Source organism: Streptomyces sp. NBC_01077, from assembly GCF_045162855.1.
Lineage (GTDB): Bacteria > Actinomycetota > Actinomycetes > Streptomycetales > Streptomycetaceae > Streptomyces.
The window spans coordinates 8583472-8597443 of record NZ_CP108669.1 but is presented as its reverse complement, the minus strand read 5'-3'; the positions used below and the strand labels follow the sequence as shown (position 1 = coordinate 8597443).

Sequence of the window (13972 nt, the reverse complement as noted above, 5' to 3'; positions counted from 1 at the left end):
CCGAGAACCGATTTCGTCTCCGGGTTCACGAAAGTTGGCCTGTCGGACGCCCGATTCGCGTTTCCTCCGCCCACCCGCGTGGCCGGCCGCGCTGCGCTGATGCCCGGTCATTCCCCATGCCTTGGAGCGCCGGACGACGTTCATGGCCATGACATCCAAGGGAGTTGAGATGAGTCCGCTCGTCCCACTCCGAAGGAGTCATCGCCTTGAGGAACCTTCTTCGCCGGTTCGGCGTCATCGCCGCGGGCACCGCCCTCATCGGCGGCGCGCTGTCCGTCGCACCGGCCGCCGCAGACACCACTGTCGATGTCCAACTCCTCAGCATCACCGACTTCCACGGCTATCTGCAGCCACCCACCCCCGGCCAGGGCGGTTCCGTCCCGGCGGGAGACGGCACCTCGGTCACCGTCGGTGGCGCCGCCTATCTCGCCACCCATCTCCGGCAGTTGCGGTCCGGCCACCCCAACTCCGTCTTCTTCTCCACCGGTGACAGCTTCTCCGGCTGGCCATTCGAAGTGGACGCCTTCCAGGACGAACCGACGATCGAGGTCCTCAACAAGCTGGGCCTGCGCTTCTCGGCCGTGGGCAACCACGAGCTGGACGTGTCCCCCGACTTCCTCGTCAAGCACGTGGAGGACGGCGTCTGCTTCGGCACGGTCGGCGTGGACAGCTGCTTCACGGACTCCACCGGACGGCGCTTCCACGGCGCGAACTTCGACTTCCAGTCGGGCAACATCGTCTCCTCGCGGACCGGTCGCCCGGTCGTGGACCCGTACCGCATCGAATGGTTCCGCGCCCCCGGCGGCAGACGCGTCCCGGTCGGCTTCCTCAGTACCACGGTCGAGGCCACCGTCACCGGCTCGACGTCCTTCCAGCCGCACCTGCGCGCACTCGACCAGGCGGAGACGATCGAGCGCTACACCAAGGAGCTCAAGCGCCGCGGTGTCGAGGCCATCGTCCTCAACGTGCACGAGGGCGGTTCGCCGAAGTCGGCGGCGACCTCCGGCTACAACGTGTGCGACTCCGCCTACGGGCCGGTGATCGAGCTGGCGAAGAAGGTCTCCCCCGAGATCGACGCGATCGTCACCGGAGACTGGCACTCGCGCTTCAACTGCATGGTGCCCGACCCGGACGGCGTGCCGCGCCCGGTCGTGGAGGCGGGCAACCACGGCGCGCTGGTCAGCGAGATCAATCTGTCCCTCGATCCGAAGACCGGCGATGTCCTCAGGGACCGCACTTGGTCCGTCAACCACGCGGTGACCCGTGACGTGGCGCCGGACCCCGCCGTCCAGAAGATCGTCGACCACTGGGCCGCGCGCGGAGCCGAGCGGTTCGCCGAACCGCTCGCCCGACAGACCGGCTCCTTCACCCGTACGCCGAACGCCGCGGGCGAGAGCACGGCGGCCGACCTGTACGCCGACGTGCAGTACTGGAACGCCAACCGCACGTCCCAGGGGCAGGCCGATCTGGCCCTGATCGCGGCGCGGCCCGTCAAGGGCAGCAACGCCGTACGCGGCGACCTGCCGTACGCCAAGGGGAGCCACCCCGCCGACGCGGACGGCCGCGTCCTGTTCGGCGAGTCCTGGAACGTCTACGGCTACGGAAACCCGGTTCTCACCGTCGGTGTGCAGGGACACCAGCTGGACGCGATCCTCGAACAGCAGTGGCAGACGCAGGCCGACGGGACGGTGAGGTCCGCCCCGCTCGCCGTGTCCCACAACGTCTCCTACCGCTACGACCCGGCGCGCCCCGTCGGCGACCGAGTCGCGCCCGCCGACGTGCTGATCGACGGCCGGCCGCTGGACCCCGAGGGCACCTACCGGGTGGCCGCGCTCGCGTACACGGTCATAGGAGCGGACGGCTACAGCGGCTTCGCCGGCTACACCTCCCCGGTCCGCAACGGGGCCGACCACGAGAGCTTCGTGGACTACCTCCGGGCCCACGGGACGATCTCCCCGGCGCCCCTGAACCGCGTCGGCATCAAGGACTGACGGGACCGGAACCCCGCGCGCCGGGCGAGACCGAAGGAGCCGGTCTCGCCCGGCGCGGCCGTTCCGCCCCGGGCGCGTCGGGGGCGAGCACGGCCTCACTCGTCTCACCCGCACGGCCCGGCAGGGATGCCCGCCCGTCCCGGACCGTGAACGCTGGTGGCACGGACCGGGCTGAGAGGCGGGACACGGAATGGGCCAGGACGGCAGGGGTGGGACGCGGGCGACGGGATCCGGCGGGGGTGCCGCCGCGCGGCTGCTGGCCCGTCTGGCCGTCCTGGCGGCGATCGGTTCCCTGGTCGTGCTGGTGCTCGCGGTCGGCGACGGCGGCCTTGTGGTCGTCGTGGCCGGACTCCTCGGGCTCGTCGTCTGCGCCGCGGGCCTGTGGTGGTTCCTGGCGCACCACGGCGCGGTCCGCCTCATCGGGGCGCTCGTCGCCGTCGCCGCGCCGGTCGGCGTCGTGGTGCTCTTCACGCAGGACGGTCTCTGGCGGACGGCACTGGTGCTGGTCCTGTGCTGGGCCGTGGCGCTGGCCTGCGCCCGGGCCGCGTTGCGCAGGGCACGTCCCCGGCGGTCGAGCCGGACGTTCGCCGCTGCCCGGCCCCGGCGGGCGTACCTCATCATGAATCCGAAGTCGGGGGGCGGGAAGGTCGGCCGCTTCGGACTGGTCGAGCGGGCAGAGGCACTGGGCGCCCGGGTCACCGTGCTCGATCCGTCCGCACCGGCCGACGTGGCCGCGCTGGCCCGCGAGGCGGTGGCCGGGGGAGCGGACCTGCTCGGCGTCGCCGGTGGAGACGGCACCCAGGCCCTGGTCGCGGCGGTCGCCGCCGAACACGACCTGCCGTTCCTCGTCATCTCGGCCGGCACCCGCAACCACTTCGCGATGGACCTCGGCCTCGATCGTGCCGACCCGGCCCGCTGCCTCGACGCGCTGACGGACGGCGAGGAACTCCGGATCGACCTCGGTGACGTCGGGGGCCGGGCCTTCGTGAACACCGTGTCGTTCGGGGTCTACGCCGATGTCGTGCAACGCCCCGAGTACCGGGACGACAAGGCGGGCACGGCCCTGACCCTCATCCCGGACCTGCTGGTCGGTGAAGGGGTGCGGCGGCTCGACGCGCGGATCGACGGCACGACGCTCTCGTCCCAGCAGGCGCTCCTGGTCAGCAACAACGCGTACACCTCACCCGACGTGCTGGGCGGCGGCGGCCGCCGAGCCAGTCTCGACGACGGCGAACTGGGCGTGCTGGGCATCCGGGTGGAGAGCGCGGCGGAGGCCGCTGACCTCGCGGTGCGCGGCTCGCAGTCCACCGGCCTGACCGTCACGTCCGCCCGGCGGGTCGAGGTGAGGTCCGTCGGCACGAGCGATTCCGGTACGGACGACTCCAGTGCCGGCGACTCCGGTAGGGACAGGCCCGACGCGGGCTCGGCCGGTACGGGCGACATTCCCGTCGCGGTGGACGGCGAGGCGCTGCGCATGTCCACACCGGTCGTGTGCACCCTGCGGCCGGGCGCCCTGCGGGTACTGGTGCCGCGCGACCGCCCCGGCGTCGTCGTCCCCGCCCCGCCCGTGGACTGGCGCCGGCTCCTCGACCTCGCCTTCGGCCGCCGGCAGCGGAGCTCCGCAGGACAGGACAGCTGACACGATCTCGAATCGCGTTCGAGAAACGTGCAGCCATCCTGACAGCCGCTCGCCGGGATCCTCCAGGCAGTGATCACCGGGATCCTCACCGCGCACCCCCTCCGGCTGGTCACCGGGTCTGGCCGCGGGCGAAGTACGCGATCAGTTCCGGGTCGAGGGGCGGGACCGCTCGGGGCGCGCCACCCCCGCGCAGGGATTCCGTCGCCCGAACGCCCGCCGCCACGGACATGCGCGCGGCCACGGGCGAGGTGTCGGTGCGGCCACCGTCGCGGGCGAAGCGGACGAACTCGTCGACGAGGAGGGGGTCGGCGCCGCCGTGCCCCGCGTCGTCCTCCGCCGCGGGTACGGGGTACTCGGCGTCCGGCTCCGCGCGGTAGCCCGAGCGGCGGGAGTTCCAGACCCGGACCGCTCCGCCGGGCCCGTCGCCGAAGTTCTCCAGACGGCCGGCGTCGCCGATGACCGTGTAGTTGCGCCAGTAGTCGGGGGTGAAGTGGCATTGCTGGTAGGCGGCGAGGACGCCGTTGTCCAGGCGCATGTTGACCAGGGACACGTCCTCGACGTCGATCACCGGGTTGAGTCCGCGCTGGGTGTGCGGCGGCCAGTGGCCGTCCTTCGTGTACCAGTCGTCGTGCTTGGGTTCGCCGGGGGCGCGGCGGTGCGGGTTGTCGCCGTAGACCATGAGGTCGCCGAGCGCCTGCACCTGCTCGGCGTACCCGCCGGCGAGCCAGTGCAGGACGTCGATGTCGTGGGCGGCCTTCTGGAGCAGCAGCCCGTTCGTGTAGCGCTGTTCGGCGTGCCAGTCCTTGAAGTACCAGTCACCGCCGTAGCCGACGAAGTGGCGGACCCAGATCGTCCTGACCGTGCCGATCTCGCCGCGCCCGATGATGTCCCGCATCAACCGGACCACCGGCATGTGGCGCATGTTGTGTCCGACGTAGAGGCGGGTGCCCGTCTCGTACGCGGTGCGCAGGATCGCGTCGCAGCTCTCGATGTCGATGGCGAGCGGCTTCTCGACGAAGACGGGCTTGCCCGCCTTGAGGGCCTCGCACGCCAGGTCGGCGTGGGTGTGGTCGGGGGTGAGGACGAGGACGGCGTCGATGTCGGGGTCCTCGACGATCGCGCGGTGGTCGGTGTGGATCCGCGCGCCGGGGAAGGCCGGGGCCGCCTCCGCCCGGGCCCGGGCGTCGTGGTCCGCGAGGGCGGTGACCCGTGAGCCGGTGCCGGGGCGGTGGGCCGTACGGGCGAGTGAGCCGCGCAGTCCGTAGCCGAGGACACCGAGGCGGAGGTCGGTCATGGTCGTTCCTTTCCGGGCCGTGAGGCAGCCTGTGGGTCGGTCGCGCGTCACGGATGGACCAGGACGTGGGCGAGGGCCACGCGGCCCGTGCCGCGGTGCACGATCCTCAGGTAGCGGGCTTCCGTGTCGGTGTCCACCAGGGTGGGCCGCAGCGCCTTCCCGGTGAGGTGGATCGTCGTCGCGTCGCTGAAGTCGGGTGCCGTGGCGAGCTGGACGTCGACGTCGGCGGTCGTCATGGAGGTGTTGTTCCAGAGTTCGACCTGGCCGACGTGGCGTACGGCTCCGAGGTCGGCCTGCCACCAGGCACCCGGTTCCGGGAGGGTGCGCGTGTCGGTGGTGGTGTCGCCGTCGACGGCGTACGCGGCGGCGGCGCCGTCGGTCGAGGACTGGGTCACGGTGGCCGAGCGCGCCAGATCGGGCCGGAGGTGTTCGACGTGGCCCCGGCCGTCCGCGCCCGCCGCGCGGGCCACTTCCAGTGCCTCGGCGGGAAGCCGGTCGAGCGCTGTGTGGTTGTCCGTCGTGGTCGAGCCGGTGCCGGTGAGGGCGGGTGCGGCGGTGTCGGTCCAGTTGCCGGTGGCGTGGTTGTCGATGCCGTAGTCGGCCCAGTTGGAGACCCACTTGTAGCCGACGCGGGTGATCACGTTGCCCTCCACCCGGATGTGGCTGGACTGTTCGTCGAGGTAGACGCCGTTTCCGTCGCGCTCGGTGTTGCCGTAGGCGCTGCGGTTGATGTAGTTGCCGGAGACGATCGTGCCGGGCTGGGCTCCCTGGGTGTAGACGGCGCCGCCGTCGTGCTGGTCGTCCGCCACCCGCATGACGTCGGTGATGCGGTTGGCGGTGATCCGGTTGTCGCGCAGGACGGACGTACGGGCCTCCGGCTGGTTCCAGCCCCAGCCGACCGAGATGCCGGAGTACGGCAGGTCCGCAAGGGTGTTGTGGTCGACGGTGAGCTCGGCCTCGTACCCCGCCCAGATGCCGACGGAGTCGGTGTACTCCACGCCCGTGCGCCGGATGGTGTTGTACGCGAGGGTGTTCCGCTCCCCCGCGCGCTCCGCGTCCGGCAGGGGCTCCGTGTCGCCGATGTAGGCGGCGCCGGAGGACAGGTCGGTGAAGCGGGAGCGGGTGACCGTCGAGTCCTTGGTGCCGTCCTCCAGGACGAGACCGGCGCCGCCGAGGCGGCTGAAGTCCACGCGGTCGACGTGGACGTCACGGCCGCCGCGGACGGTGAGGGCGGCGGCGGGCTTGGTGTAGTGGCGGCCCGCGTGGTCGACGGGGCCGGTGGCTCCGGTGAGGGTGAGTCCGGCCTGGGTGCCGGCGTACCCCTCGTCGGTGTTCGGCTGCTCCCAGGCCGCGTACCGCAGGGCGAGGCGCTCGATGCGTACGTCGTGGGCCCCGTCGAGGACGAGCAGCCGCTCGGTCGCGGGGGTGACGGCGCGCGCGTGACGCATGTCCTCGCCGTGTCGGGGGAGGTAGGTGACCGTCCGCAGCGTCGAGTTCCATACGAACTCGCCTGGTTCATCGAGGAGTTCGGCCGCGTTCTCGAAATGCGCCACCTTCGCGAAGCGGGTGGAGTCGACGGTCGTCGTGTCCCAGGCGGGGCCCGTGCGGTCCGTACCGGAGACGGAGTTCGACCAGCACGGCTGGACGAAGGTCAGCAGGTCGCCTTCGACGCCGGTGATGCGGCAGTGGTAGGTGCGCCATCGGACCTTGATGACCGCCTCGGCATCGGTGGGGCGGTCCCAGTCCGCGATGCCGGTGGCGACGGCGCCCGTCATGGCCGTCTTCGTCGCGTCGCAGACGGCGGCCGGGCAGGACGCGCCGCGTGCCCGGACCGCCCGGACGCCGTCGACGAAGAGCTGGCGCGGGGTGACGCCTTCGGGCACGCGGGTGGTCCAGGTGCCGTCCGAGTTCGCGGCCCAGCCGGTCAGGGCGCGTCCGCCGGAGAGGACGGGGGTGGCACCTTCGGCCGCCGTCCAGGTGACGGTGCGATCGTCGCGGCCGGAGTCCTCCTCCCCCAGGGTCAGCGGCTGCGTCAACGTGTAGGTGCCGTCGGCGAGTTCGACGCGTACGTCACGGCCGCCGATCCGGCGCGCGGCGTCACGCGCGCCGGTGAGGGAGCAGGGACGGCCGGTGCTGCACGTCGACCCCGAGCCGTCCGGGGCGGCGTGCAGGACCTTGGGAGCCGGTCCGGACGTGGCGGACGCCGGCGGCGCGCTCGTCAGCAGGCCGGCGGCCAGGGCTGTCAGGAAGGTCAGGACACGGATGCGCCGCATCGCACTCACGCCCAGTCCGGGTGTCCGGGCATGGGCGGGTTCTCCGTACCGAAGAGCCATGCCTCCAGGAAGGTACGCAGGGAGTCGTCGTGCGTGACGCGGACGGCGTTGTCGATGAAGTCCTGCGAGTCGGCGTTGCCGTGGCGGTGCTTCTTCAGCCAGGACGTGATGATCGCGTCGAACTCCTCCTGTCCGACCTGCTGGTGGAGGGCGTACAGGACGACGGCGGCACCGTCGTAGATGTTGAAGCCGCCGAGTGCGGTGGGCAGTCCGGGCGGGCCGTCGGTCTTCCGGACCGCGTCGAGCTTGGTGTACGCCGCCTTCATCTTCTCCTGCAGGGAGGCGGTGCCCTGCTGGTCGGCCCAGAGAGCGGCGTAGTAGACGGCGGGGCCCTCGTTGAGCCACGCGCTCTGCCAGGTGGTGGGGGTGACCGAGTCCCCGAACCACTGATGGGTCAGTTCGTGGATCATCACGTTGGTGTACGTCGGGGAGGTGGCGGCGTTCTTGAACCAGTTCGGGCCGAAGAGGGACAGGGTCTGGTTCTCGAGGGCGTCGCCGTAGCCGTCGCGGACGATCTGCATCCCGTACGTGTCGAAGGGGTAGCGGACACCGAGGGTGTCCTCCAGCCAGGCGATCTGCCCGGCGGTGCGCTCGACGATCGGCCGGTACGTGGCGACCTGGTCCTCGGGGACGTAATGGCGGAGTCGGACGCCGTGCGGGCCCCGGCCGGTCAGGACGGTCTGCCGGGCGACGGAGATGCCGAGGAGTTCGGGGGCCATGGGGGCGTCGAGCCGGAAGTCCCAGGTGGTCCTTCCGGGGCCGGCCGGGCGGGAGCCGGTCGCGGTGCCGTTGGCTCCTGCCGTGTAGCCGTCGGGGGCGGTGAGGTGGAAGGTCCAGCTCGCCTTGTCCATGGTGGTGTCGTTGACGGGGGCGAACGTGTCGGCGCGGGAGGCCTGGGCTGCGGAGGCGAAGCCGCCGTCGCTGATGTGACGCCAGCCCGGGGCGCCGATCGGCTTGGTCTTCCCGTTGCCGTGGTAGGTGACGGTGACGTCGAAGGGGCGGTGGTCGCGCAGTCCGGCCTCGGGGGTGACGGTGAGCTCCTGGCCGCTGCTGCCGGGCGAGACGGCCCAGGCCGTGTCCTGGCCGTCGACGGTGACGGCGTCGACGGCGAGGGAGTCGATGTCGAGGTTGAACGACGACAGGTCCTGGGTGGCCCTGGCGCTGATCTTCATGGTGCCGGTGAAGTCGTATGTGACCGGGGTGAAGTCGAAGGAGAGGTCGTAGTGCCGTACGTCGTACCCGCCGTTGCCGAGCGTGGGGAACAGCGGGTCCCCGGCGCCCGCCGCCCCGGGCTCGGGGTCGAAGGGGCGGGTGTCGACGGCGTGCGCGGGGACGGCGACGGCGAGCGCGGCCGTCGCGGCGACGGTGGCGATGGTGGCGCGCAGGGTGCGGGTCACTGCTTCGTTCCCTTCTGGGCTGCTTCCTCGAACTCGCGGCGGGCCTGGTCGCCGCCCTTGGCGCGGTACTCCTTGACGAGGCCGTCGTAGCTGCTCATGGGCTTGCGGCCGGTGACGATGTCCTTGATCCAGTCGCCCTTGAGGGTGTTGAGCGTGCCGGCCGACTTGGAGTCCCAGGTCGGCGAGGAGTAGGTGGCCGTGGGGTCGGGGATCATCTTGGGGATGAGCCGTGCGTAGGCGTCGTGCAGATGCTTGACGCCCTGCGCGTTGGCGGCGGAGTAGAGGGCGGGTGTGGCCGAGGCCAGCATCCGCCAGGGGACGGCCACGTCCTGGCTGCCCTGCTCGGTGAGGAGGGGAGCGCCCTTGCCGTCCCGGGTGTGGTCGGTGCCCTCGACTCCGTAGGCGATCAGCGTGTACTCCTCGGTGCCGAAGGGTGCGGCGGCCCAGTTGGCCAGCTGGAGGATCTCCCTGACCCGGCCCGCGTCGGCCTTCTTGACGAAGCACTCGCTCAGCCGCGCGTTGTTGTTCCACGCGACGGCGTCCTTGCCGATCGGCGTCATCGGGCGGACGTCGTACGAGGGGTCGATCGCGGCCATCGCGTCGAGGTACCCGGTGCTGGGGGTGAGGTAGGCGGGCCAGCCGTCGAAGACGTAGGCCGCGCGGCCGTTCTTGAACAGGTCGGTGTACTGGGCCTTCTGGGCGCCCGACATCTGCACGGTGCCCGGGTAGTAGCAGCCCGCCTTGTACAGCTTGGCCGCCATCTCGATCGCGGCCCGGTACTCGTCCGTCTCCAGGTCGAGGGTGAACTTCCCGGTCGTCGCGTCCATGCTCCAGTAGGAGGGGGCCCCGTACGACATGGCGATCAGGGTGGTGACGCCGGCGGAGATGGCGTACCGCTTCTCCTTGGGGCGGGTCAGTTCCTTGCACAGCTCGAAGAAACGGTCCATATCGCCGATCTGGTCGAGGCTGGTGACCCCGGCCTCGGCGAACAGGTCGTGGCGGTAGTACCCGGCACCGCCGGTGCCGGCGCGCGCGATCGGGATGCCGTACAGCTTGCCGCCGTAGATGGACCCCTGCCAGGCGCCCCTGGGGATCGCCGCGAGGTTCGGGTAGTCCTTGACCTTGTCGCCGGAGAGGAACGGGGTGAGGTCGGCGCACTTGGCCGCGAGGAACGCGGCCTTGTGGTCGACACCGCCCGTCTCGGGGTACATGAAGATGTCGGTGAGGGTGTCGCTCGCGACCATGGTGGAGAACTTGGTGGGCCAGTCGTCGGCGGCGACCGCCTGGATGTCGACCCTGGTCCCCAGCCGCTTCTCGATCTCCTGCCAGGCGACGTTCTCGTCGCGTCCGGGGGCGGGCGGCGCGAACGTCTCCAGGGCTGCGGTGATGGTCCTGGCCCCCTTGAGCGGGGTGCCCGGGACCGAGCGGACCGGCTTGGCCGGGTACCGGGTGAACCCCTGGGGGACGCCCTGGGCGGTGCCGGGGTGGTCGGGGGTGATGCCGAGGTCGCGCAGGACGGTGTTCGGCAGGAGGGAGCCGCTCTTGACCGACGCCTTCTCCGCCGCGGCCCCGCTGCCCCCGCACGCGGTGAGCAGGGGTGCGGCGGCGACGCCCAGGCCGACGCCGGCCCCGAGGCGGAGGAGTGTTCTGCGGTCGAGTGGGGTGGGGGGAGTGGACCGGGGCATGGGGAACTCCTGGGACGAAGGACGAAGGGCGGGGAGTGGGGAGCGAGGGGCGGGTCGCGAGAGGCAGGGAGCGAGGAGCGAGAGGCAAGGAGCGAGGGGCGGTCGCGAGAGGCAAGGAGCAAGGAGCGAGGGGCGGGGGCGAGGGCCACGCCGAAGGGCGCCGCAGGGGCTCAGCCCTTGATGGCGCCGGTGAGCACACCCTTGGTGAAGTAGCGCTGCAGGAAGGGGTAGACGCAGAGGATCGGGAGGACGGCCACGACGAGCACGGCCATCTGGACCGACTGCTGAGGGGCGACGGACTCGCCGGCGACGGCGCTGTCGAGACTCTGGCCCTGGAGGACGAAGGTGCGGAGCACCATCGTCAGGGGCCACTTCTCGCTGTCGCCGAGGTAGAGCATGGCGTTGAAGAAGGCGTTCCAGTACGTCACCGCGTAGAAGAGGCTGACGACGGCGATGACGGCCTTGGACAGCGGCAGTACGACTTGCAGGAGGATGCGCAGATCGCCCGCGCCGTCCACCCTCGCCGCGTCGTACAGCTCCTCGGGGAGGTTCATGAAGAAGGAGCGGAGGACGACCAGGTTGAAGGCGCTGACCAGGGTCGGCATCACCAGGGCGGCGAAGGTGTCGTAGAGGCCGAGTTCGTTGACGAGCAGGAAGTTCGGGATGACGCCCGGGTTGAAGAGCATCGTGAAGAGCGCGGTCATCAGGATGACGCGCGAGCCGACGACATCGCGCCGGGACAGACCGTAGGCCATCCCGATGGTGAGCAGCAGGGCGCAGCCGGTCCCGACGACCGTGACGCCGATGCTGACGAGCAGGGCGCGGGTGACGACGCCGCCGGTGAAGATCGTGCGGTACGCGTCCAGTGTCGGGTGGTCGGGCCAGAGGACGAGGCCCGCGGACCTGATGATGTCGCTCTGGGAGGCGAAGCTCGTGCCGATCACACCCAGGAGGGGGTACGCGACGGCGGCGACCACGAGGGTGAGGGCGAGGCCCTTGGCGGCCAGGCCGATACGGGTGGGGCGCTCCATCCACGGGGGTCGGCCGGCGGCGACGCGGGTCTTTCTCGCGGCGGCTCGCGGCGGGCTCCCGGGGGCGCGGGGGGTCTCGGCGAGGCCGGACGGCGCGGCGGGGCGGGGGCTCTCCGCGCCACGGGGGGTCTCGGCCGCGCGGGAGGTCTCAGCGATCGGCGCCACGGTAGATCCCTTCATGGCCGAAGTGGTGGGCGAGCTTGTTGGCACCGAGGACGAGCACGGTGCCGACGACGGCCTTGACGAGGCCGACGGCCGCCGAGACACCCCAGTCGCCGTCCTTGATGCCGTGGAAGTAGACGTAGGTGTCGAGGACTTCGCCCGCCTCCGGGCCGACGGCGTCCCGCTGGAGCAGGATCTGCTCGAAGCCGACCGAGAGGATCTGGCCGAGGTTGAGGATGAGCAGCAGGATCACGACGGGCGCGATGCCCGGCAGGGTGACGTGCCACAGGCGCCGGAGCCGGCCGGCCCCGTCGATGGCTGCCGCCTCGTACTGCTGCCGGTCGATGGTGAGCAGCGCGGCGAGGATGATGATCGTGCCCCAGCCCGCGTCCTTCCAGACCAGCTGGAGGGTGAGCAGCCAGGGGAAGGCGTCCGGGTCGCTCATCATGTCGTACCGGGGCAGGCCGGCCGAGTCGAGCAGTTCGGGCAGGACGCCGGCGCCGCCGAGGACCTGCTGGAAGATCGAGACGATGATGACCCAGCCGATGAAGTGCGGCAGATAGACGACGCTCTGCACGAAGCGGCGGAGCCTGTCGCTGACGACGCTGTTGAGCAGCAGCGCCAGGGCGATCGGCAGCGGGAAGAAGAAGACCAGCTCGACGAGGGCGATGGTCAGCGTGTTGCGGACCGCGGACCAGAAGGCCGGTTCGGCGAAGGCCGTCGTGAAGTTGGTCAGGCCCACCCAGGCGCTGTCCGCGTACCCGAGGTACGGCTGGTAGTCCTGGAACGCCGTGATGTAGCCGAGCAGTGGTACGTAGTGGAAGACGAGGAAGTAGAGCAGGCCCGGAAGGCAGAGCAGCAGCATCACTTTGTCGCGCTTGATCCGCTGCCAGAGGGTCGCTTTCCCGCGGAGGGCGACGGGCGGTGCCGTCGCCCCGGCGTCCTGCCGCCGGCCCTTCAGGGGCAGCGGGGGTGCTGTGTCAGCCATGGAGGAGTCCTGTTCGGCTGGTGGCGCAGGGAAGTCGATGTGACGTTCTGCGGCGGCAACGTAGTAAGCGGTTAACCCAGGAGTCAAGAGCGAGTGGGGAACCGTTCGCGATTCACTTAGCGACGAAGCAGTACCAACTAGCCCTGTTTCCTGGCCATTCCGGCTGTCTGATGGCCAATACACGCCCAGGAATGAGGGATTGCTTGACGGTCCCGGGCAACTGTCCCTAGCGTGCGCAGTCATCTGTAGTACACGTTTACTATCCGGAGGCATGGTGCGAACCTCTGACGAACCGTCGGCGCGGCCCGGCGTGAACGGCGGGGCGCCCCCGCTCCCCCGCCGCCCGCGGACGCTCCTCGCCATGGACCCCGCCCTGCTCGACGACGTCTTCCCACCCGCCGTACGAGCGCGACTGGAGGAAGCCGCCGACCTGCGACTTCCCTTCCCCGTGGAGGAGTTCGAAAGCCCCGCGACGACGGCCGCGCTCGCCGACTGCGAGGTGCTGCTGACCGGATGGGGCTGTCCGCCCGTCGACGCGGACGTCCTGGACCGCGCCCCGCGGCTCGGCGCGGTGATCCACTCGGCGGGCACCGTGAAGACCTTCCTGAGCAGCACCGCCTACGAACGCGGGATCGCCGTCTCCTCGGCGGCGGCCGCCAACGCAGTCCCCGTCGCCGAGTTCACGCTCGCGGCGATCATCCTCGGCGCGAAGCGGGCCTTCCCGCTCGCCCAGCTCTTCCGTACCCGCAGGTCGCACCGGACCACGGCCGACCTGGACCGGATGCACTGGCTCGGCACCCACGGCATCACCGTCGGTGTCGTCGGCGCCTCCCGGACCGGGTGCCGCGTCGTCCAACTGCTGCGCTCCCTGGACGCCGAGGTGCTCCTGCACGACCCGTACGTGAGCGACGCAGAGGCGCGGGAACTCGGGGCGACCCGCACCGACCTGGACACCCTCGTCGCCACCAGCGACGTGGTGACCCTGCACGCGCCCGCCACCCCCGACACCCACCATCTCCTCGACGCGCGGCGGCTCGCGCTCCTGCGTCCCGGCGCCCTGCTCGTGAACACCGCGCGCGGCCCGCTCGTGGACACCGAGGCGCTCGTACCGCACCTGGTCAGCGGGCGGATCGACGCCGTCCTCGACGTGACCGACCCGGAGCCGCTCCCCCACCACCACCCGCTGTGGGAGCTGCCGAACGTGTTCATCACCCCCCACCTGGCCGGCGCCCAGGGCAACGAGGCGGGACGGCTCGGGGCCCTCGCCGTCGACGAGCTCGACCGCTACGCGCGCGGAGTCCCCCTCCGCCATCCCGTACTCCTGTCGGACCTGGAGCGGATCGCATGACCGGGCATCCCGACCGCGCCTCCGACCGCACCCCCATGCATCCCGACCACACCTCCGACCGCACCCCCGGACAGGGCCTAGGCTGGGGTCCGGACGCGGGGCGG

9 protein-coding genes are annotated in these 13972 nt (G+C 71.2%); 3 read left to right on the top strand and 6 right to left on the bottom strand.

Going from position 1 to position 13972, the window contains the following annotated elements:
- Positions 1-206 precede the first annotated feature (206 nt).
- Together OG462_RS38595 and OG462_RS38590 are read left to right on the top strand one after the other, a co-directional pair.
- Positions 207-1991 carry a bifunctional metallophosphatase/5'-nucleotidase gene (locus tag OG462_RS38595; protein WP_406065221.1) on the top strand — a complete coding sequence of 595 codons (1785 nt, stop codon included), beginning with the start codon at positions 207-209 and terminating at the stop codon, positions 1989-1991.
- Positions 1992-2181: 190 nt separating this feature from the next.
- Positions 2182-3630 carry a diacylglycerol/lipid kinase family protein gene (locus tag OG462_RS38590; protein WP_406065219.1) on the top strand — a complete coding sequence of 483 codons (1449 nt, stop codon included), beginning with the start codon at positions 2182-2184 and terminating at the stop codon, positions 3628-3630.
- 109 nt (positions 3631-3739) lie between these two features.
- Here OG462_RS38590 and OG462_RS38585 read toward each other — a convergent pair whose 3' ends face one another.
- The 6 genes from OG462_RS38585 to OG462_RS38560 all read right to left on the bottom strand — a co-directional run bounded on the left by OG462_RS38585 (position 3740) and on the right by OG462_RS38560 (position 12520).
- Positions 3740-4924, bottom strand: coding sequence for a Gfo/Idh/MocA family protein (locus OG462_RS38585; protein ID WP_406065218.1), 1185 nt, complete (start codon positions 4922-4924; stop codon positions 3740-3742).
- Positions 4925-4971: 47 nt separating this feature from the next.
- Positions 4972-7197, bottom strand: coding sequence for a right-handed parallel beta-helix repeat-containing protein (locus OG462_RS38580; protein ID WP_406066876.1), 2226 nt, complete (start codon positions 7195-7197; stop codon positions 4972-4974).
- Positions 7198-7202: 5 nt separating this feature from the next.
- A complete protein-coding gene (locus OG462_RS38575) occupies positions 7203-8654 on the bottom strand; it encodes a M1 family metallopeptidase (RefSeq protein WP_406065216.1) in 1452 nt (483 codons plus the stop codon).
- Complete coding sequence (locus OG462_RS38570; protein ID WP_406065214.1) at positions 8651-10339, bottom strand: hypothetical protein; 1689 nt, start codon at positions 10337-10339, stop codon at positions 8651-8653. The genes OG462_RS38575 and OG462_RS38570 overlap by 4 nt, the downstream gene beginning before the upstream one ends.
- A 170-nt stretch (positions 10340-10509) precedes the next feature.
- Positions 10510-11370, bottom strand: a complete 861-nt coding sequence (locus tag OG462_RS38565; protein WP_406066875.1) for a carbohydrate ABC transporter permease — start codon at positions 11368-11370, stop codon at positions 10510-10512.
- Between the two features lie 148 nt (positions 11371-11518).
- Positions 11519-12520, bottom strand: a complete 1002-nt coding sequence (locus OG462_RS38560) for an ABC transporter permease (RefSeq protein WP_406065212.1) — start codon at positions 12518-12520, stop codon at positions 11519-11521.
- Between the two features lie 361 nt (positions 12521-12881).
- On the opposite strand from OG462_RS38560, the gene OG462_RS38555 reads away from it, so the two are divergent.
- Positions 12882-13868 (top strand): hydroxyacid dehydrogenase, encoded by a 987-nt coding sequence (locus tag OG462_RS38555; protein WP_406066874.1) that lies wholly within the window; start codon positions 12882-12884, stop codon positions 13866-13868.
- The last annotated feature ends 104 nt before the right edge of the window (positions 13869-13972 follow it).